The organism is Streptomyces sp. NPDC107517 (assembly GCF_055582645.1).
The window spans coordinates 68779-89185 of sequence record NZ_JBVJPM010000010.1; the positions used below are offsets into that span (position 1 = coordinate 68779).

15 protein-coding genes, 1 tRNA gene and 1 pseudogene are annotated in these 20407 nt (G+C 67.0%); 14 read left to right on the forward strand and 3 right to left on the reverse strand.

Annotation, left to right across the window (positions count from 1 at the left end; all coding sequences use genetic code 11):
* Positions 1-74: 74 nt before the first annotated feature.
* Entirely contained in the window at positions 75-1313 is a 1239-nt protein-coding gene (locus tag ACZ67T_RS23145; RefSeq protein WP_469986518.1) for a pyridoxal phosphate-dependent aminotransferase, read from the reverse strand.
* 190 nt (positions 1314-1503) lie between these two features.
* On the opposite strand from ACZ67T_RS23145, the gene ACZ67T_RS23150 reads away from it, so the two are divergent.
* From ACZ67T_RS23150 to ACZ67T_RS23195, 10 genes are all read left to right on the forward strand, one after another.
* Positions 1504-1576: transfer RNA gene (locus ACZ67T_RS23150), tRNA-Trp, on the forward strand.
* Between the two features lie 109 nt (positions 1577-1685).
* Positions 1686-1973: a preprotein translocase subunit SecE gene (gene secE, locus ACZ67T_RS23155; protein ID WP_469986519.1), complete on the forward strand. Its 288-nt coding sequence runs from the start codon at positions 1686-1688 to the stop codon at positions 1971-1973.
* Positions 1974-2050: 77 nt separating this feature from the next.
* On the forward strand, positions 2051-2959 hold the full coding sequence (gene nusG / locus ACZ67T_RS23160) for a transcription termination/antitermination protein NusG (protein WP_375985815.1): 909 nt from the start codon (positions 2051-2053) through the stop codon (positions 2957-2959).
* 177 nt (positions 2960-3136) lie between these two features.
* Positions 3137-3571 carry a 50S ribosomal protein L11 gene (rplK, locus tag ACZ67T_RS23165; protein ID WP_100594902.1) on the forward strand — a complete coding sequence of 145 codons (435 nt, stop codon included), beginning with the start codon at positions 3137-3139 and terminating at the stop codon, positions 3569-3571.
* A gap of 82 nt (positions 3572-3653) precedes the next feature.
* Positions 3654-4382 (forward strand): 50S ribosomal protein L1, encoded by a 729-nt coding sequence (gene rplA, locus ACZ67T_RS23170; protein WP_356279187.1) that lies wholly within the window; start codon positions 3654-3656, stop codon positions 4380-4382.
* Positions 4383-4524: 142 nt separating this feature from the next.
* On the forward strand, positions 4525-5244 hold the full coding sequence (locus ACZ67T_RS23175) for an SCO4651 family lipoprotein (RefSeq protein WP_469986520.1): 720 nt from the start codon (positions 4525-4527) through the stop codon (positions 5242-5244).
* A gap of 331 nt (positions 5245-5575) precedes the next feature.
* Positions 5576-6106, forward strand: coding sequence for a 50S ribosomal protein L10 (rplJ, locus tag ACZ67T_RS23180; RefSeq protein ID WP_100594899.1), 531 nt, complete (start codon positions 5576-5578; stop codon positions 6104-6106).
* 111 nt (positions 6107-6217) lie between these two features.
* A complete protein-coding gene (gene rplL, locus ACZ67T_RS23185) occupies positions 6218-6601 on the forward strand; it encodes a 50S ribosomal protein L7/L12 (RefSeq protein WP_100594898.1) in 384 nt (127 codons plus the stop codon).
* Between the two features lie 675 nt (positions 6602-7276).
* On the forward strand, positions 7277-10762 hold the full coding sequence (gene rpoB / locus ACZ67T_RS23190; protein ID WP_469986521.1) for a DNA-directed RNA polymerase subunit beta: 3486 nt from the start codon (positions 7277-7279) through the stop codon (positions 10760-10762).
* A gap of 124 nt (positions 10763-10886) precedes the next feature.
* Entirely contained in the window at positions 10887-14786 is a 3900-nt protein-coding gene (locus ACZ67T_RS23195) for a DNA-directed RNA polymerase subunit beta' (RefSeq protein ID WP_469986523.1), read from the forward strand.
* 82 nt (positions 14787-14868) lie between these two features.
* On the opposite strand, the gene ACZ67T_RS23200 is transcribed toward ACZ67T_RS23195, so the two are convergent.
* Complete coding sequence (locus ACZ67T_RS23200; RefSeq protein ID WP_469986525.1) at positions 14869-15711, reverse strand: M48 family metalloprotease; 843 nt, start codon at positions 15709-15711, stop codon at positions 14869-14871.
* Positions 15712-16031: 320 nt separating this feature from the next.
* On the opposite strand from ACZ67T_RS23200, the gene ACZ67T_RS23205 reads away from it, so the two are divergent.
* The gene (locus tag ACZ67T_RS23205; RefSeq protein WP_469986527.1) at positions 16032-16253 is read left to right on the forward strand and encodes a hypothetical protein; all 222 of its coding nucleotides are present in this window, start codon (positions 16032-16034) and stop codon (positions 16251-16253) included.
* Between the two features lie 5 nt (positions 16254-16258).
* On the opposite strand, the pseudogene ACZ67T_RS23210 reads toward ACZ67T_RS23205, so the two are convergent.
* A pseudogene (locus ACZ67T_RS23210) lies at positions 16259-16970 on the reverse strand (Crp/Fnr family transcriptional regulator).
* A gap of 362 nt (positions 16971-17332) precedes the next feature.
* Here ACZ67T_RS23210 and rpsL point away from each other — a divergent pair.
* Genes rpsL through fusA form a run of 3 tightly spaced genes read left to right on the forward strand, consistent with a single transcriptional unit; the run spans position 17333 to position 20343 of the window.
* Positions 17333-17704 carry a 30S ribosomal protein S12 gene (gene rpsL / locus ACZ67T_RS23215; RefSeq protein WP_003948652.1) on the forward strand — a complete coding sequence of 124 codons (372 nt, stop codon included), beginning with the start codon at positions 17333-17335 and terminating at the stop codon, positions 17702-17704.
* A gap of 2 nt (positions 17705-17706) precedes the next feature.
* Positions 17707-18177 (forward strand): 30S ribosomal protein S7, encoded by a 471-nt coding sequence (rpsG, locus tag ACZ67T_RS23220; protein ID WP_116511074.1) that lies wholly within the window; start codon positions 17707-17709, stop codon positions 18175-18177.
* A 39-nt stretch (positions 18178-18216) separates the two neighbouring features.
* Entirely contained in the window at positions 18217-20343 is a 2127-nt protein-coding gene (gene fusA, locus ACZ67T_RS23225; RefSeq protein ID WP_469986528.1) for an elongation factor G, read from the forward strand.
* Positions 20344-20407 lie beyond the last annotated feature (64 nt).

A 20407-nucleotide genomic window follows, 5' to 3' on the forward strand; every position in this document is an offset into this window, starting at 1 on the left:
CCGTGCGAGGGTCCGGACGAAAACGGGCCGCCCCCGGGAATCCCGGAGACGGCCCGCACCACGCGCAGGACGCGTCAGTCGCGCGCCTCGGCGAGCAGCTTCTGGATCCGCGAGACACCCTCGACCAGGTCCTCGTCGCCCAGGGCGTACGACAGACGCAGGTAGCCCGGCGTGCCGAAGGCCTCACCCGGGACGACCGCGACCTCGGCCTCCTCCAGGATCAGCGCGGCCAGCTCGACGGAGCTCTGCGGACGCTTGCCGCGGATCTCCTTGCCGAGCAGCTCCTTCACCGACGGGTACGCGTAGAAGGCGCCCTCGGGCTCGGGGCAGAGCACGCCGTCGATCTCGTTCAGCATCCGCACGATGGTCTTGCGGCGGCGGTCGAAGGCCTCGCGCATCTTCGCGACGGCCGTCAGGTCACCGGACACGGCGGCGAGCGCGGCGATCTGCGCGACGTTCGACACGTTCGACGTGGCGTGCGACTGCAGGTTGGTCGCGGCCTTCACGACGTCCTTCGGGCCGACGATCCACCCGACGCGCCAGCCGGTCATCGCGTACGTCTTGGCGACGCCGTTCACGACGATGCACTTGTCGCGCAGCTCGGGCAGGAGCGCCGGCAGGGACGTGAACTTGGCGTCCCCGTAGACCAGGTGCTCGTAGATCTCGTCGGTGAGGACCCACAGGCCGTGCTCGACGGCCCAGCGGCCGATCGCCTCGGCGTCGGCCTCGCTGTAGACCGCGCCCGTCGGGTTCGACGGCGACACGAACAGGACGACCTTGGTGCGCTCGGTGCGCGCCGCCTCCAGCTGCTCCACGGAGACGCGGTATCCGGTCGTCTCGTCGGCGACGACCTCGACGGGGACACCACCGGCGAGACGGATCGACTCGGGGTACGTCGTCCAGTACGGCGCCGGGACGATGACCTCGTCGCCCGGGTCGAGGATCGCGGCGAAGGCCTCGTAGATCGCCTGCTTGCCGCCGTTGGTGACCAGGACCTGCGAGGCGTCGACCTCGTAGCCGGAGTCGCGCAGCGTCTTCGCGGCGATCGCGGCCTTCAGCTCGGGCAGGCCGCCGGCGGGCGTGTACCGGTGGAACTTCGGGTTCTTGCAGGCCTCGATGGCCGCTTCGACGATGTAGTCCGGGGTCGGGAAGTCGGGCTCGCCCGCGCCGAAACCGATGACCGGACGCCCGGCGGCCTTGAGGGCCTTGGCCTTGGCGTCGACGGCAAGGGTCGCGGACTCGGAGATCGCGCCGACACGGGCGGAGACCCGGCGCTCGGTGGGCGAGGAGGAAGGAGTAGCAGCAGCGCTCATAACCCCATCGTTCCAGACCGGAAACCCGCCCGGCACACGGGTTTCGCGGACGATCAACGACCGGCCCGCTTCTTTCTGTTCGACGGAGGGCCGCGGAGCACGTACACTCACTGCTCGTTGGCCTTCACCGGCCGCCCTCTTCCGGCACACATCGTGCGGTCGGAAGGATGCGGTACGTTGGGGCAGACAAAGGGTCGTAGCTCAATTGGTAGAGCACTGGTCTCCAAAACCAGCGGTTGGGGGTTCAAGTCCCTCCGGCCCTGCTACACACTCCTTCGCCAGGACGTGTGCGCATGTACGTACTGCAAATGCACCGCCGTGCGGCTCAACCGGGCGCGGCACGGCCACGACCCGGAATTCAGGTGAGGACGCGTGACGGACGCCGTGGGCTCCATCGACATGCCTGATGCCCAGGATGAGGCGCCGGAGTCCCAGAAGAAGCCCCGTAAAGGTGGCAAGCGCGGAAAGAAGGGCCCCTTCGGCCGTCTCGCGCTCTTCTACCGCCAGATCATCGCGGAGCTCCGCAAGGTTGTCTGGCCGACTCGGAACCAGCTCACCACCTACACCAGTGTGGTGATTGTGTTCGTCGTCATCATGATCGGTCTGGTGACCGTGATTGACTATGGCTTCAACCACGCTGTCAAGTACATCTTCGGCTGAGCCGAGAGCGAAGGGCGCCGTACCCGGCGCCCCTTTCGCGTGTTCCACCCCTATGTATCCAGGAAGAAGCAGCCACAGTGTCTGACCCGAACCTGAACGAGGCGATCGAGCCCGTCGAGTCCGCTGAGGACGAGCTCGACATTGTCGAGGCGGCGGACGCCGAGAACGCCGAGGACACGGTCCAGGCCGAGGCTGCCGACGAGGCAGCCACTGAGGCTGACGAGCACGCCGAGGACGAGGTCGAAGCCGCCGAGGAGTCCCTCGAGCACGACGCCGAGGACGACGCCGCCGAGCTGTCCGACGAGGACGCCCCCGAGGCCGAGGCCGACGAGGAGTCCGTCGAGGAAGCCGCCGAGGAGTCCGAGCCGGTCGACCCGATCGTCGCCCTGCGCGAGGAACTGCGCACGCTGCCCGGCGAGTGGTACGTCATCCACACGTACGCCGGTTACGAGAACCGCGTGAAGACCAACCTCGAGCAGCGCGCCGTCTCGCTGAACGTCGAGGACTTCATCTTCCAGGCCGAGGTGCCGCAGGAAGAGGTCGCGCAGATCAAGAACGGCGAGCGCAAGACCATCCGTCAGAACAAGCTCCCCGGCTACGTGCTGGTGCGCATGGACCTGACGAACGAGTCGTGGGGCGTCGTCCGCAACACCCCCGGCGTCACCGGCTTCGTGGGCAACGCCTACGACCCGTACCCGCTGACCCTGGACGAGATCGTCAAGATGCTCGCCCCGGAGGCCGAGGAGAAGGCCGCCCGTGAGGCCGCCGAGGCCGAGGGCAAGCCGGCTCCGTCCCGCAAGGTCGAGGTCCAGGTCCTGGACTTCGAGGTGGGCGACTCGGTCACCGTCACCGACGGCCCGTTCGCGACGCTGCAGGCGACGATCAACGAGATCAACGCCGACTCGAAGAAGGTCAAGGGCCTCGTCGAGATCTTCGGTCGCGAGACCCCGGTCGAGCTCAGCTTCGACCAGATCCAGAAGAACTAGCCCCTTCCGGCACCTTCTGGAACAAGCACTTCCGAACAGGTCAGACGGGCTCTCGCAGCCTGTCTGACCTGCTCGGTTTTTAGCCGCACAGGGATACCCGTTATCGTTGTGCGGTATGCCTCCGTCCGGATGACCGGGTGGTTGGCTGAAAACTCTCACTAGGACCCGGAGAGAGCAATGCCTCCCAAGAAGAAGAAGGTCACGGGGCTTATCAAGCTCCAGATCCAGGCCGGTGCCGCCAACCCGGCCCCGCCGGTTGGTCCCGCGCTGGGCCAGCACGGCGTCAACATCATGGAGTTCTGCAAGGCCTACAACGCCGCGACCGAGTCGCAGCGTGGCTGGGTCATCCCGGTGGAGATCACGGTCTACGAAGACCGCTCCTTCACCTTCATCACCAAGACGCCCCCGGCCGCCAAGATGATCCTCAAGGCCGCGGGCATCGAGAAGGGCTCCGGCGAGCCTCACAAGACCAAGGTCGCGAAGATCACCGACGCGCAGGTCCGCGAGATCGCCACCACCAAGATGGCCGACCTCAACGCCAACGACCTGGACGCCGCGGCGAAGATCATCGCCGGTACCGCGCGTTCCATGGGCGTCACGGTCGAGGGCTGATCCTCACCCCGTTTGACCTTTCTGTGGTAGGGCCAGCGCTGGTCCGCACCACGAACTCCATACCTGAACTCCAGGAGTAGAAGTGAAGCGCAGCAAGACTCTCCGCGCTGCGGACGCGAAGATCGACCGGGACAAGCTCTACGCCCCGCTCGAGGCCGTCCGTATCGCCAAGGAGACCTCCGCCACGAAGTTCGACGGCACCGTCGAGGTCGCCATGCGTCTGGGTGTCGACCCGCGCAAGGCCGACCAGATGGTCCGTGGCACCGTGAACCTCCCGCACGGCACCGGCAAGACCGCCCGGGTCCTGGTCTTCGCGACCGGTGACCGTGCTGCGGCCGCGGAAGCCGCTGGCGCCGACATCGTCGGCTCCGACGAGCTCATCGACGAGATCTCCAAGGGCAACCGCCTGAACGAGTTCGACGCCGTTGTCGCCACCCCGGACCTCATGGGCAAGGTCGGCCGCCTCGGCCGCGTGCTCGGTCCCCGTGGCCTCATGCCGAACCCGAAGACCGGCACCGTGACCCCGGACGTGGCCAAGGCCGTGAACGAGATCAAGGGTGGCAAGATCGAGTTCCGCGTCGACAAGCACTCGAACCTCCACTTCATCATCGGCAAGGTGTCCTTCGACGACACCAAGCTGGTGGAGAACTACGGCGCGGCCCTGGACGAGATCCTTCGTCTGAAGCCGTCCGCCGCCAAGGGTCGCTACATCAAGAAGGCCGCCATCGCCACCACGATGGGCCCCGGCGTTCCGCTCGACCCGAACCGCACCCGCAACCTCCTCGTCGAGGAGGACCCGGCTGCGGTCTGAGCCTGACAGCTCAGCCAAGTCGGCTCGGGCCCCGCACCTTTCGAGGTGCGGGGCCCGTTCCCGTTTTCCCGCTAACCCCTCCGGGCGCCGGTGGGCTCCGCTAGCGTGCGGGGTCGGCCTGGGGCTCGGCGGGGGGGAGCGTATGAACGGCAGGACAGGGGTGCGGTACGCGACGGTCTGCCTGGCGGTGGCCGGCCTGGTGTCCTGCGGCGCGCACGAGGCGCCCAAGGGCGACGAGAGCGTCACCGGGGCGCTGCGGGCGGCACGCTCGGAGGTGGCCGCCGCCGGGTCCGCGAGGATCGAGGCGACCAGCAGTACGGGCGCCAGCCTGTCGTCGCGGAGCGTGGGCGTCCTGCGCTGGTCGGGCGGGCTGCGCGGCACCCTGAGGGTGACGGCGACCGGCGGCTCTATGGCCTCGACGACCCGGCTCATGGGCGGCTGCCCGTCCCAGTCCCGCTTCCTGCCGGACGCCTACTACACGCGCATGACCGACAGGTTCGCCGCGCTGTCGGACGGCAAGCACTGGATCCGGTACCCGTACGACCCCGGGGCCGACCTCTCACCGGCGGCCTCCCTGGAGCTGCTGCTGTCCTCGGGGAACGTGCGCGAGGTGGGCCGGGAGACCGTGCGCGGCGTCCGCGCCACGCACTACACGGGCACGGCCGACGGGCAGCGCGTCGACGTCTGGATCGACCGCGGGCACCTCCTGGTCAAGCGCGTCCAGCGGGCCCGTACGGACTCCGGAGCCTTCTCCGGGACCGTGCACTACGCCGACTACGGCGCCCGTGCCTCGGCCGAGCGTCCGCCGGCGCGGGACACGGTCGACTTCAAGGACGTAGTCGACCGAAAGCCCGCCGCATGACAGTGAAGAGGGCGGCGGCCAGGGCGAGCGGACCGCGCGCGACCAGCGGTCGAGTGCCGCGGCGGCGGGCCGACAAGGGCGGATTTGCCTGAGGCGGACCCCGTCACGTAATCTCCTCAGGAAGCCAAAGACCGCTGGTCGTTGCCGTGCCCTCGCAAGAGGAATCGGCGACCGAAGGATCTGCTGAAAGCGGACGACCTGCGCAGGTGACTGTGGAAAGTTCCCGGACTCGTTCCGGTCGAGCTACGCCCCGTGCGCCTGCGCCGGGGCGTTTTGTTTTGCACAGCCCCTTCTGAGCGGTCCTCATCACCCGGAAGGAGGCCGACGCTCTATGCCGACGCCCGACAAGGCTGCCGCGGTAGCCGAGCTCACGGACAAGTTCCGCAGCTCGAACGCCGCCGTGCTGACCGAGTACCGGGGTCTCACCGTGGCCCAGCTCAAGCAGCTGCGCCGTTCTCTCGGTGAGAACTCCGAGTACGCCGTGGTGAAGAACACGCTGACCAAGATCGCGGCCAACGAGGCCGGGATCAACACGCTGGACGACCTGTTCACGGGTCCGACGGCGGTTGCCTTCGTCACCGGTGACCCGGTGGAGTCGGCGAAGGGTCTTCGTGACTTCGCCAAGGACAACCCCAACCTCATCATCAAGGGCGGTGTCCTTGACGGTAAGGCGCTGTCCGCCGATGAGATCAAGAAGCTCGCGGACCTCGAGTCCCGCGAGGTTCTGCTCGCCAAGCTGGCGGGCGCCATGAAGGGCAAGCAGACTCAGGCTGCTCAGGTCTTCCAGGCGCTCCCGTCGAAGTTCGTCCGCACTGCGGAGGCGCTTCGCGTCAAGCGCGACGAGCAGGGCGGTGCCGAGTAACTCGGCTCGCGCAATGATCGCTGCCCGCCAGGGCAACGGTCGCAGCGGGCCGAACGTACGCCCGCCTACATGTAACTCCGGCACCTGCCGAATTAGTGGAAGGACGCCATCATGGCGAAGCTGTCCCAGGACGACCTGCTCGCGCAGTTCGAAGAGATGACCCTCATCGAGCTCTCCGAGTTCGTGAAGGCCTTCGAGGAGAAGTTCGACGTCACCGCCGCCGCGGCCGTCGCCGTTGCCGGCCCCGCCGCCGGTGGCCCGGCCGCCGAGGCTGCCGAGGAGCAGGACGAGTTCGACGTCATCCTCACCGGCGCCGGCGAGAAGAAGATCCAGGTCATCAAGGTCGTGCGCGAGCTCACCTCCCTGGGCCTCAAGGAGGCCAAGGACCTCGTCGACGGCGCCCCGAAGCCCGTCCTCGAGAAGGTCGCGAAGGACGCCGCGGAGAAGGCTGCCGAGTCCCTCAAGGGCGCCGGCGCCTCCGTCGAGGTCAAGTGACCTCAGGAGTCTGCTGACTCCTTGCTGAGCGGCTCTCGCGTAGGGCTGTAACGCGAACGTACTGAAGGGCGATCACCCAACTGGGTGGTCGCCCTTCAGGCTTTTCGGACGGCTGCTCGGCGTTCCAGTTCGGCTGCCTTGCACTGACGGTCCCGACGAGTATGGTGATCTTCGTTGTGCCTGGAGCCGGTGCCTGGAGCCGGTGCCTGCGGGTGCCTGCTGGTGAGTGCGGGGGTCGGGGCAGCCCCGTTCGCACAGGAGGGGGCCTTGACGAACCGCACGCAGCGCGCAATTCTCAGGACGCGTCGTCACAACGATCCGGATCCGAGGCATGGATCGACGACGAAGAGGGCAGTAAGGATGTGCGCGCCACGAGTGACGTGGTGACGTGTTGCAGCTGTTGAGAACAACGAGGGTCTGACGAGGGTCGTTGAGGACAACGAGGGTCTCAAAAAACCCGCACTGGACATCAGTGAGCCAAGTGGCTACACTGACCCTTTGCGCTGCCTGTTAGCTGCTCCCTGCCCGTCACCAGGGGCATGCCCTCGCTCCAGCACCGTGGACTGAAACCGTCCTGACCTGGCCCTCACCGGCCGATTCGGGAAGCTTCCGCCTCCGTGCCAGCTTGGGACCGGTACGCGCGTAGTGAGTCCGAGCCCTCGGAAGGACCCCCTCTTGGCCGCCTCGCGCACTGCCTCGACCGCGAATACGAACAACGGCGCCAGCACCGCCCCGCTGCGCATCTCCTTTGCAAAGATCAAGGAGCCCCTCGAGGTTCCGAACCTTCTTGCGCTGCAGACCGAAAGCTTCGACTGGCTGCTCGGCAACGACGCGTGGAAGGCTCGTGTCGAGGCGGCTCTGGACAGCGGACAGGACGTCCCCAGGAAGTCCGGTCTGGAGGAGATCTTCGAGGAGATCTCCCCGATCGAGGACTTCTCAGGGTCGATGTCCCTGACGTTCCGCGACCACCGTTTCGAGCCGCCGAAGAACTCGATCGACGAGTGCAAGGAGCGCGACTTCACGTTCGGCGCTCCGCTCTTCGTCACCGCCGAGTTCACCAACAACGAGACCGGCGAGATCAAGTCCCAGACGGTCTTCATGGGCGACTTCCCGCTCATGACCAACAAGGGCACCTTCGTCATCAACGGCACCGAGCGTGTCGTTGTGTCGCAGCTCGTCCGCTCGCCGGGCGTCTACTTCGACTCCTCGATCGACAAGACGTCCGACAAGGACATCTTCTCGGCCAAGGTCATCCCGTCCCGGGGTGCCTGGCTGGAGATGGAGATCGACAAGCGCGACATGGTCGGTGTCCGCATCGACCGCAAGCGCAAGCAGTCCGTCACCGTTCTCCTGAAGGCTCTCGGTTGGACGACCGAGCAGATCCTCGAGGAGTTCGGCGAGTACGAGTCCATGCGCGCCACCCTGGAGAAGGACCACACCCAGGGCCAGGACGACGCGCTGCTCGACATCTACCGCAAGCTGCGTCCGGGCGAGCCGCCGACCCGTGAGGCCGCGCAGACGCTGCTCGAGAACCTCTACTTCAACCCGAAGCGCTACGACCTCGCGAAGGTCGGCCGCTACAAGGTGAACAAGAAGCTGGGCGGCGAAGCCCCGCTGGACGCCGGCGTCCTGACCGTCGAGGACATCATCTCGTCGATCAAGTACCTGGTGAAGCTGCACGCCGGTGAGACCGAGACCGTTGGCGACAGCGGTGTCTCGATTGTCGTCGAGACCGACGACATCGACCACTTCGGCAACCGTCGTCTGCGTAACGTCGGCGAGCTCATCCAGAACCAGGTCCGCACGGGTCTGGCTCGTATGGAGCGCGTCGTCCGCGAGCGCATGACGACTCAGGACGTCGAGGCGATCACGCCGCAGACCCTGATCAACATCCGGCCGGTCGTCGCCTCCATCAAGGAGTTCTTCGGCACCAGCCAGCTGTCGCAGTTCATGGACCAGAACAACCCGCTGTCGGGTCTCACCCACAAGCGCCGTCTGTCGGCGCTCGGCCCGGGTGGTCTCTCCCGTGAGCGGGCCGGCTTCGAGGTCCGTGACGTGCACCCGTCTCACTACGGCCGCATGTGCCCGATCGAGACGCCTGAAGGCCCGAACATCGGTCTGATCGGTTCGCTGGCTTCCTACGGTCGCGTCAACGCGTTCGGCTTCGTCGAGACGCCGTACCGCAAGGTCGTCGAGGGCGTCGTCACCGACGAGGTCGACTACCTGACCGCGGACGAGGAAGACCGCTTCGTGATCGCCCAGGCCAACGCCGGCCTCGGCGAGGACATGCGGTTCACCGAGAACCGCGTCCTGGTCCGCCGTCGTGGCGGCGAGATCGACTACATCCCGGGCGACGACGTCGACTACATGGACGTCTCGCCGCGCCAGATGGTGTCGGTCGCGACCGCGATGATCCCGTTCCTCGAGCACGACGACGCCAACCGTGCCCTCATGGGCGCGAACATGATGCGTCAGGCCGTGCCGCTGATCAAGTCCGAGGCGCCGCTCGTCGGCACGGGCATGGAGTACCGCTGCGCCACTGACGCGGGCGACGTGCTCAAGGCGGAGAAGGACGGTGTGGTCCAGGAGGTTTCCGCGGACTACATCACCACCGCCAACGACGACGGCACGTACACCACGTACCGCCTCGCGAAGTTCTCGCGCTCCAACCAGGGCACCTCCGTCAACCAGAAGGTTGTCGTGGACGAGGGCGCCCGCGTGATCGACGGCCAGGTTCTGGCCGACGGTCCCGCGACCGAGAACGGCGAGATGGCGCTCGGCAAGAACCTGCTCGTGGCGTTCATGCCGTGGGAGGGTCACAACTACGAGGACGCGATCATCCTGTCGCAGCGCCTCGTGCAGGACGACGTCCTCTCCTCGATCCACATCGAGGAGCACGAGGTCGACGCCCGTGACACCAAGCTCGGCCCGGAGGAGATCACCCGGGACATCCCGAACGTCTCCGAAGAGGTCCTCGCCGACCTCGACGAGCGCGGCATCATCCGTATCGGTGCCGAGGTCGTCGCCGGCGACATCCTCGTCGGCAAGGTCACGCCCAAGGGTGAGACCGAGCTGACGCCGGAGGAGCGCCTGCTCCGCGCGATCTTCGGTGAGAAGGCGCGCGAGGTGCGCGACACCTCGCTGAAGGTGCCGCACGGTGAGATCGGCAAGGTCATCGGCGTCCGCGTCTTCGACCGTGAAGAGGGCGACGAGCTGCCGCCGGGCGTGAACCAGCTGGTTCGTGTCTACGTGGCGCAGAAGCGCAAGATCACGGACGGTGACAAGCTCGCCGGCCGCCACGGCAACAAGGGTGTTATCTCGAAGATCCTTCCGATCGAGGACATGCCGTTCCTCGAGGACGGAACTCCGGTCGACATCATCCTCAACCCGCTGGGTGTGCCGTCCCGAATGAACCCGGGACAGGTCCTGGAGATCCACCTCGGCTGGCTCGCCAGCCGCGGCTGGGACGTCTCCGGTCTCGCGGACGACTGGGCGCAGCGCCTGCAGGCCATCGGCGCCGACCAGGTCGCCCCCGGCACCAACGTCGCGACCCCGGTCTTCGACGGCGCCCGTGAGGACGAGATCTCCGGTCTCTTCGAGGCCACGATCCCGAACCGCGACGGTGACCGTCTGGTCCAGCCGTCCGGCAAGGCCAAGCTGTTCGACGGCCGCTCCGGTGAGCCGTTCCCGGACCCGATCTCGGTCGGGTACATGTACATCCTCAAGCTGCACCACCTGGTCGACGACAAGCTCCACGCCCGTTCGACCGGTCCGTACTCCATGATCACCCAGCAGCCGCTGGGTGGTAAGGCTCAGTTCGGTGGCCAGCGATTCGGTGAGATGGAGGTGTGGGCGCTTGAGGCTTACGGTGCCGCTTACGCCCTCCAGGAGCTCCTGACGATCAAGTCCGACGACGTGACCGGCCGCGTGAAGGTCTACGAGGCCATCGTCAAGGGCGAGAACATTCCCGAGCCGGGCATTCCCGAGTCCTTCAAGGTGCTCATCAAGGAAATGCAGTCGCTCTGCCTCAACGTGGAGGTGCTGTCCTCGGACGGCATGTCCATCGAGATGCGCGACACCGACGAGGACGTCTTCCGCGCGGCGGAGGAGCTCGGTATCGACCTGTCCCGGCGCGAGCCGAGCAGCGTCGAAGAGGTCTGACGGGCCTGGCCGGGGGCTCCCAGAAGGAGCCCCCGGCCATCCCCGGGACCGTTCAGACCATGATGAAGCGCCTTATTTCTCGCTAACGCGAGGGGCACAACCCCGAAAGAGGGATTGACGCACAGTGCTCGACGTCAACTTCTTCGACGAGCTGCGGATCGGCCTTGCCACCGCGGACGACATCCGGACCTGGTCTCACGGCGAGGTCAAGAAGCCTGAGACCATCAACTACCGCACCCTCAAGCCCGAAAAGGACGGACTCTTCTGCGAGAAGATCTTCGGTCCGACCCGGGACTGGGAGTGCTACTGCGGTAAGTACAAGCGTGTCCGCTTCAAGGGCATCATCTGCGAGCGCTGCGGCGTCGAGGTCACTCGCGCCAAGGTGCGTCGTGAGCGGATGGGCCACATTGAGCTGGCCGCCCCTGTCACGCACATCTGGTACTTCAAGGGCGTTCCGTCGCGCCTCGGCTACCTGCTTGATCTCGCCCCGAAGGACCTCGAGAAGGTCATCTACTTCGCGGCGTACATGATCACGTTCGTGGACGAGGAGCGCCGCACCCGCGACCTGCCCTCCCTCGAGGCGCACGTCCAGGTGGAGCGTCAGCAGATCGAGAACCGTCGCGACTCCGACCTGGAGGCCCGCGCCAAGAAGCTCGAGACCGACCTGTCCGAGCTCGAGGCCGAGGGTGCCAAGGCCGACGTGCGCCGCAAGGTGCGCGAAGGTGCCGAGCGCGAGATGAAGCAGCTGCGCGACCGTGCGCAGCGCGAGATCGACCGCCTCGACGAGGTGTGGAACCGCTTCAAGAACCTCAAGGTCCAGGACCTCGAAGGTGACGAGCTGCTCTACCGCGAGCTGCGTGACCGCTTCGGCACGTACTTCGACGGCTCCATGGGTGCCGCTGCCCTGCAGAAGCGCCTGGAGTCCTTCGACCTCGAGGAGGAGGCCGAGCGCCTCCGCGAGATCATCCGTACCGGCAAGGGCCAGAAGAAGACCCGTGCGCTCAAGCGCCTCAAGGTCGTCTCCGCGTTCCTGCAGACCAGCAACAGCCCCAAGGGCATGGTGCTCGACTGCGTGCCGGTCATCCCGCCGGACCTGCGTCCGATGGTGCAGCTGGACGGTGGCCGCTTCGCGACCTCCGACCTGAACGACCTGTACCGCCGCGTGATCAACCGCAACAACCGCCTGAAGCGACTCCTTGACCTCGGTGCCCCCGAGATCATCGTGAACAACGAGAAGCGCATGCTTCAGGAGGCCGTCGACGCGCTCTTCGACAACGGCCGTCGTGGTCGCCCGGTCACGGGCCCCGGCAACCGTCCGCTGAAGTCGCTGTCCGACATGCTCAAGGGCAAGCAGGGTCGTTTCCGTCAGAACCTGCTCGGTAAGCGAGTCGACTACTCGGCGCGTTCCGTCATCGTCGTCGGCCCGCAGCTGAAGCTGCACCAGTGTGGTCTGCCCAAGGCCATGGCGCTGGAGCTCTTCAAGCCGTTCGTGATGAAGCGCCTGGTCGACCTGAACCACGCGCAGAACATCAAGAGCGCCAAGCGCATGGTCGAGCGCGGCCGCACGGTCGTGTACGACGTCCTGGAAGAGGTCATCGCCGAGCACCCGGTTCTCCTGAACCGTGCGCCGACGCTGCACCGCCTCGGCATCCAGGCCTTCGAGCCGCAGCTGGTCGAGGGCAAGGCCATCCAGATCCACCCGCTCGTCTGCACCGCGTTCAACGCGGACTTCGACGGTGACCAGATGGCCGTGCACCTGCCGCTCTCCGCGGAGGCGCAGGCCGAGGCCCGCATCCTGATGCTGTCCTCGAACAACATCCTCAAGCCGGCCGACGGCCGTCCGGTCACGATGCCGACCCAGGACATGGTCCTCGGTCTGTTCTTCCTGACCACCGACGGTGAGCTCCGTGACGTCAAGGGCGAGGGCCGCGCGTTCGGCTCCACGGCCGAGGCGACCATGGCGTTCGACGCCGGCGAGCTCGCGCTGCAGTCGGCCGTCGACATCCGCTTCCCGGTGGGCACCATCCCGCCGCGCGGCTGGACCCCGCCGGCTGCCGAGGAGGGTGAGCAGGAGTACCAGACGGGCGACAGCTTCCGTCTGCGTACGACGCTGGGCCGCGCGCTCTTCAATGAGCTGCTGCCCGAGGACTACCCGTTCGTCGACTACTCGGTCGGCAAGAAGCAGCTCTCCGAGATCGTCAACGACCTCGCCGAGCGCTACCCCAAGGTCATCGTGGCGGCGACGCTCGACAACCTGAAGGCGGCCGGCTTCTACTGGGCGACCCGTTCCGGTGTCACCGTGGCCATCTCCGACGTCGTCGTGCCCGAGGCCAAGAAGGCCATCGTCAAGGGCTACGAGGAGCAGGACGAGAAGGTCCAGAAGCAGTACGAGCGCGGTCTGATCACCAAGGACGAGCGCACTCAGGAGCTCATCGCGATCTGGACCAAGGCGACCAACGAGGTTGCCGAGGCGATGAACGCGAACTTCCCGAAGACGAACCCCATCTTCATGATGGTTGACTCGGGTGCCCGAGGAAACATGATGCAGATGCGTCAGATCGCGGGTATGCGTGGTCTGGTGTCGAACGCCAAGAACGAGACGATTCCTCGTCCCATCAAGGCGTCCTTCCGTGAGGGCCTCACCGTTCTGGAGTACTTCATCTCCACGCACGGTGCCCGTAAGGGTCTGGCGGACACCGCCCTGCGTACCGCCGACTCGGGTTACCTGACCCGTCGTCTGGTGGACGTCTCGCAGGACGTCATCATCCGCGAAGAGGACTGCGGTACCGAGCGTGGCCTCAAGCTGAAGATCGCCGAGCGCGGAGCCGACGGCACGCTGCGCAAGACGGACGACGTCGAGACCTCGGTGTACGCCCGCATGCTGGCCGAGGACGTCGTCATCGACGGCAAGGTCATCGCGCCGGCCAACGTCGACCTCGGTGACGTCCTGATCGACGCGCTGGTCGCCAACGGCGTCGAGCAGGTCAAGACCCGCTCGGTCCTGACCTGCGAGTCCGCGGTCGGCACCTGTGCCTTCTGCTACGGACGGTCGCTGGCCACCGGCAAGCTGGTCGACATCGGTGAGGCGGTCGGCATCATCGCCGCCCAGTCCATCGGTGAGCCCGGTACCCAGCTGACGATGCGTACCTTCCACACCGGTGGTGTGGCCGGTGACGACATCACCCAGGGTCTGCCCCGTGTCGTCGAGCTCTTCGAGGCTCGTACGCCGAAGGGTGTCGCCCCGATCTCGGAGGCCAAGGGCCGCGTCCGTATCGAGGAGACCGAGAAGACCAAGAAGCTCGTCGTCACCCCGGACGACGGCAGCGACGAGACGGCGTTCCCGATCTCGAAGCGTGCCCGTCTCCTGGTCGGCGAGGGCGACGCGGTCGAGGTGGGCCAGAAGCTCACCGTCGGTGCCACGAACCCGCACGACGTGCTCCGGATCCTCGGTCAGCGCGCGGTCCAGGTCCACCTGGTCGGCGAAGTCCAGAAGGTCTACAACTCGCAGGGCGTGTCCATCCACGACAAGCACATCGAGATCATCATTCGGCAGATGCTGCGCCGTGTGACGATCATCGAGTCCGGCGACGCGGAACTCCTGCCGGGCGAGCTGGTCGAGCGCGGCAAGTTCGAGACCGAGAACCGTCGTGTGGTCACCGAGGGCGGTCACCCCGCCTCCGGCCGTCCGCAGCTGATGGGTATCACCAAGGCCTCGCTGGCGACGGAATCCTGGCTGTCGGCCGCCTCCTTCCAGGAGACGACCCGAGTCCTGACGGATGCGGCGATCAACGCCAAGTCCGACAGCCTCATCGGCCTCAAGGAGAACGTCATCATCGGTAAGCTCATCCCGGCAGGTACGGGTCTGTCCCGCTACCGCAACATCCGGGTCGAGCCGACCGAAGAGGCCAAGGCCGCGATGTACTCGGCCGTCGGCTACGACGACATCGACTACTCGCCGTTCGGCACGGGCTCCGGCCAGGCCGTTCCGCTGGAGGACTATGACTACGGTCCGTACAACCAGTAAGGCGTACGTCTGACGAAGGGCGCCCACTCCGCTTCGGCGGGGTGGGCGCCCTTCGGCGTTTCCAGGGGTTGCCCGCCCGTGCTCAGCGGACGGGCTGGAGGTAGGGCTCCAGGGCGCGCAGCCGGGTGTAGTTGTCGGGGTGGCTGGAGAGCAGCTTGGCCAGGCCGCCGGGCTCGCGCAGCTCCTTGCCCTGCGCGGCGGCGTAGGCCTTCGCCGCGTCCTGTTCGGCCTGGAAGTGGTGCAGGACCTGGGCCATCTCGGGCGCGAAGCCGAGGGCCGCGGACTGCTGGCCGGCCCGCAGCTCGCCGCGCCGGCCCGCGGCCGCGAGCAGGTACGGGGCGAGGACGAGCGGGATGGTGATGTACCAGGCGACGATGAAGCCGATCACCACGAAAGCGCCCATGAAGAGGTACATGAGGCCGGCGCCGGCGAACGAGAAGACGCGCGCGACGGCGAGCGCGGCCCGGGCCAGGCCTCGGGTCACCGCCCAGGCGATCCTGCCCGGCAGCGAGTACCAGTAGCCGAGCAGCCCGGCCCAGGCGTGGCCGCCGGTGTGGTGCCCGAGCTCATGGGCGAGTACGGCGGCCAGGTTGCTGCTGGGGATCCTGTTGAGCGCGTACGTGGTGACGCCGACGACGTGTCCTGCGGCCGCCATCGCGTTCAGGTCGGTGCTGTTCTCGATCACCAGCTCGTAGGTGTCCGCCTCGATGCCCGCGCGCGCGGCGACCTCGCGCCAGACGGGCTCCAGGCGTGCACGTTCCTCGGCGAGCGGACGCCGGAGCTTCAGTACGTGCCGGGCGAAGGCGAGTTCGGTGGGCCGGTGGAAGACGAGCGCCCCGGAGGCGAGCCAGGCCAGCAACACGAGCGGGCCGGCGGTGCTGCCGAAGACGGCCACGGAGACGGTGCTGACCACGGCGAGACTCACGAGGAACCCCGGAACCTGGGTGGCCAGCTGCCCGACCGCGGTGGCATCGGCCCCACGCTGATGGGCGGCGACGTGAACGCGGGAGCCGAGGTGGCGGTAGTGGAGGTTGTCGAGGGCGGGGGCTGGGGGCCGAAGGCTTGCGGCGGGGGGCCGGCGGGCCCGGGCGGGGCGGGGGCTCCGGGGTACTGGGGGTGGGTGCCGGGGTGGCCGTAGCCGGATTGTGGGGCGGCCTGGTTCGGGTGTGCGCCGGGCGGCTGGGCGGTCAGGGCCGAGGGGCTCGTCTCCGGGGACACGGCGTGCACGGCCGGGACACCGAGGCGGTGCAGCAGCATGCACGCGGCGGCGTACCGGCCGCCGGCGTGGGCGCCCGCCAGGACCAGGACGCGCTCCTCGCGCAGCCGCGCCAGGGCGGACGCGAAGGCCGGGCCCTCGACGAAGACCGCGGCCGGCGCGTCGAGATCCCCGCGCGGGATCTCCCGGAGGCGTACGCGGCCGTGGGTGCACAGAGTTGCTCTCGGGGGTCCTGGGATCGCTGTCCGTGACAGCGTCAGGGGCGCTCGGCCCGCGCTATTCGGCGCAGGATGTCCGGGCGCGTGATCAGCAGGGCCCGCCGCCCGGTGGCCACCGCGTCGCGCTCCCGCAGTTCCTTGAGCAGCCGCTGCACCATCTCCCGGGAAGCGCCCACGGACCCGGCGAGCTCCTGCTTGCTCAGCGGCACGTCGAGCTCGATGCCCTCGTCGGTACGCCGCCCATGGGTGCGGGCCAGATCGAGGAGCAGGACGGCGAATCGCTCCCGCACGCTCATGGAGGCGAACTCCAGGCGGCGCCGGTCGGCGGCCCGGGTGCGGTCGGCGGTGAGTCCGAGCAGGACGAAGGAGACGGCGGGGGAGCGGCCGAGGAAGTCGGTGAACCGCTCGTGCTCCACGGCGACCGCCCGCACGGGAGCCAGCGCGGGTCACGGTCGCCGAGCGGGGCCGGCCCGTCAGCGCGGCGGACTCCCCAATGATGTCGCCCGGACCGCGCAGGGCGAGCAGGGCCTCGTGACCATTGGCGGCCGACGCGGTCACCTTGGTCCAGCCGTGCACGATGAACAGGACGTGCGACGACGGCTCGTGCTGGTGCAGGAGCTCGACGCGGGGCGTGAGGCTCAGTTCGCGGCCGAGGGCGAGCAGGGCCGAGCGGTCCGCGCTCTCCAGTCGTGCCAGGAAGGGGACGCGGTCGTCGAGACCCCCGTCACCCGGTGAAAGCGCCCCCGCCATGGGCCCCCCGATCGTTGCAGCGGGCGATCAAGCTACTCAAGTGAGTGGTGCATGAACATGGATTGGCCAGGATCGGGCCACGAATGGATGGTTCGGGGGTGCGAGAAGTCCGGCGTGTCGCGGTGGACTGCATTTGTTTTGACCGAACCCGATGAGGTAGGTACGCTCAGACCTTGTGCCTGGGGTGTGCCTGGGCTCCTGTGCGTGTCGTCAGCCGCTACGGGAGTCCGTGACGGGCCACCGTAATCTGCGCCCTTCCCGCTTGGCGGCGGGAGTTCACAGTATTCGACACACCCGACCGCGTGGGTCGGGAAATGTTCCAGGTTAGCTTTACTACTCGGCACACAGAAACCGGAGAAGTAGTGCCTACGATCCAGCAGCTGGTCCGGAAGGGCCGGCAGGACAAGGTCGAGAAGAACAAGACGCCCGCACTCGAGGGTTCGCCCCAGCGTCGCGGCGTCTGCACGCGTGTGTTCACGACCACCCCGAAGAAGCCGAACTCGGCCCTCCGTAAGGTCGCGCGTGTGCGTCTGACCAGCGGCATCGAGGTCACGGCCTACATCCCGGGTGAGGGACACAACCTGCAGGAGCACTCCATCGTGCTCGTGCGTGGCGGCCGTGTGAAGGACCTGCCTGGTGTTCGTTACAAGATCATCCGCGGTTCGCTCGACACCCAGGGTGTCAAGAACCGCAAGCAGGCCCGCAGCCGCTACGGCGCCAAGAAGGAGAAGTAAGAATGCCTCGTAAGGGCCCCGCCCCGAAGCGCCCGGTCATCATCGACCCGGTCTACGGTTCTCCTCTGGTGACCTCCCTCATCAACAAGGTGCTGCTCAACGGCAAGCGCTCCACCGCCGAGCGCATCGTGTACGGCGCCATGGAGGGTCTGCGTGAGAAGTCGGGCAACGACCCGGTCATCACGCTGAAGCGCGCGCTGGAGAACATCAAGCCGACCCTCGAGGTCAAGTCCCGCCGTGTCGGTGGCGCCACCTACCAGGTGCCGATCGAGGTCAAGCCCGGTCGCGCCAACACGCTCGCGCTGCGCTGGCTCGTGGGTTACTCCCGCGCCCGCCGCGAGAAGACCATGACCGAGCGCCTCATGAACGAGCTGCTCGACGCCTCGAACGGTCTTGGCGCTGCCGTCAAGAAGCGTGAGGACACCCACAAGATGGCCGAGTCCAACAAGGCCTTCGCGCACTACCGCTGGTAGTCGCTACCCACATCGAGACCGAGAGAAGACTGAGCCGATATGGCTACCACTTCACTTGACCTGGCCAAGGTGCGCAACATCGGCATCATGGCTCACATCGACGCGGGCAAGACGACGACCACCGAGCGGATCCTGTTCTACACGGGTGTGTCGTACAAGATCGGTGAGGTCCACGACGGCGCCGCCACGATGGACTGGATGGAGCAGGAGCAGGAGCGTGGCATCACGATCACCTCTGCTGCCACCACCTGTCACTGGCCGCTGAACGATGTCGACCACACCATCAACATCATCGACACCCCGGGCCACGTGGACTTCACCGTCGAGGTGGAGCGTTCGCTCCGCGTCCTCGACGGTGCCGTGACGGTGTTCGACGGCGTTGCCGGTGTCGAGCCCCAGTCCGAGACTGTCTGGCGTCAGGCGGACCGCTACGGCGTGCCGCGCATCTGCTTCGTCAACAAGCTCGACCGTACGGGTGCCGAGTTCCACCGCTGCGTCGACATGATCGTCAACCGCCTCGGTGCGACCCCTCTGGTCATGCAGCTGCCCATCGGCGCTGAGATGGACTTCCAGGGTGTCGTCGACCTCGTCACGATGAAGGCGTTCGTCTGGTCCGCCGAGGCGGCCAAGGGCGAGGCGTACGACATCGTCGACATCCCGGCCACGCACACCGAGGCTGCCGAGGAGTACCGCGGCAAGCTGCTCGAGGCCGTCGCGGAGAACGACGAAGAGATGATGGAGCTGTTCCTCGAGGGCGAAGAGCCTTCCGTGGAGCAGCTGTACGCGGCGATCCGTCGCATCACCATCGCCTCCGGCAAGGGCGGCGACACCACCGTCACCCCCGTGTTCTGCGGCACCGCGTTCAAGAACAAGGGCGTTCAGCCCCTGCTCGACGCCGTCGTGCGCTACCTGCCCTCTCCCCTGGACGTCGAGGCCATCGAGGGCCACGACGTCAAGGACGCGGAGACGGTCGTCAAGCGCAAGCCGTCCGACGAGGAGCCCCTCTCGGCGCTGGCGTTCAAGATCATGAGCGACCCGCACCTCGGCAAGCTCACCTTCGTCCGGGTTTACTCGGGCCGCCTGGAGTCCGGCACCGCCGTGCTGAACTCCGTCAAGGGCAAGAAGGAGCGCATCGGCAAGATCTACCGTATGCACGCGAACAAGCGTGAGGAGATCGAGTCGGTGGGCGCCGGTGACATCGTCGCCGTCATGGGTCTGAAGCAGACCACCACGGGTGAGACGCTCTGTGACGACAAGCAGCCGGTGATCCTGGAGTCCATGGACTTCCCGGCGCCGGTCATCCAGGTCGCCATCGAGCCGAAGTCCAAGGGTGACCAGGAGAAGCTGGGTGTCGCCATCCAGCGTCTCTCGGAGGAGGACCCCTCCTTCCAGGTTCACTCGGACGAGGAGACCGGCCAGACCATCATCGGTGGTATGGGCGAGCTTCACCTCGAGGTGCTCGTCGACCGCATGAAGCGCGAGTTCCGCGTCGAGGCGAACGTCGGCAAGCCGCAGGTCGCTTACCGCGAGACGATCCGTCAGGCCGTCGAGCGTCACGACTACACCCACAAGAAGCAGACCGGTGGTACCGGTCAGTTCGCCAAGGTGCAGATCGCGATCGAGCCGATCGACAGCGGCGACGCCACGTACGAGTTCGTGAACAAGGTCACCGGTGGCCGCATCCCCCGGGAGTACATCCCGTCGGTGGACGCGGGCGCGCAGGAGGCCATGCAGTTCGGCATCCTGGCCGGCTACGAGATGACTGGCGTCCGCGTCATCCTTCTCGACGGTGGCTACCACGAGGTCGACTCCTCCGAGCTCGCCTTCAAGATCGCCGGTTCGCAGGCGTTCAAGGAGGCCGCGCGCAAGGCCAAGCCCGTGCTGCTCGAGCCGATGATGGCCGTCGAGGTCACCACGCCCGAGGACTACATGGGTGACGTCATCGGCGACATCAACTCCCGCCGTGGCCAGATCCAGGCCATGGAGGAGCGCAGCGGCGCCCGTGTCGTGAAGGGCCTCGTGCCCCTCTCGGAGATGTTCGGCTACGTCGGCGACCTCCGCAGCAAGACGTCGGGTCGCGCAAGCTACTCGATGCAGTTCGACTCCTACGCCGAGGTTCCGCGGAACGTCGCCGAGGAGATCATCGCGAAGGCCAAGGGCGAGTAACTCACCCGAGTTCACGCTTTAGGCTTGACACCGACCGCTGGGGTTCGTGAATCCCGGACCCCGG

Excerpts from the sequence above, each read along its gene's own strand:
- rplJ (WP_100594899.1), top strand. The coding sequence starts at position 5,576 with ATGCCGACGCCCGACAAGGCTGCCGCGGTAGCCGAGCTCACGGACAAG.
- rplK (WP_100594902.1), top strand. The coding sequence starts at position 3,137 with ATGCCTCCCAAGAAGAAGAAGGTCACGGGGCTTATCAAGCTCCAGATC.
- ACZ67T_RS23145 (WP_469986518.1), bottom strand. The coding sequence starts at position 1,313 with ATGAGCGCTGCTGCTACTCCTTCCTCCTCGCCCACCGAGCGCCGGGTC.
- rpsG (WP_116511074.1), top strand. The coding sequence starts at position 17,707 with ATGCCTCGTAAGGGCCCCGCCCCGAAGCGCCCGGTCATCATCGACCCG.
- fusA (WP_469986528.1), top strand. The coding sequence starts at position 18,217 with ATGGCTACCACTTCACTTGACCTGGCCAAGGTGCGCAACATCGGCATC.
- rplL (WP_100594898.1), top strand. The coding sequence starts at position 6,218 with ATGGCGAAGCTGTCCCAGGACGACCTGCTCGCGCAGTTCGAAGAGATG.
- ACZ67T_RS23175 (WP_469986520.1), top strand. The coding sequence starts at position 4,525 with ATGAACGGCAGGACAGGGGTGCGGTACGCGACGGTCTGCCTGGCGGTG.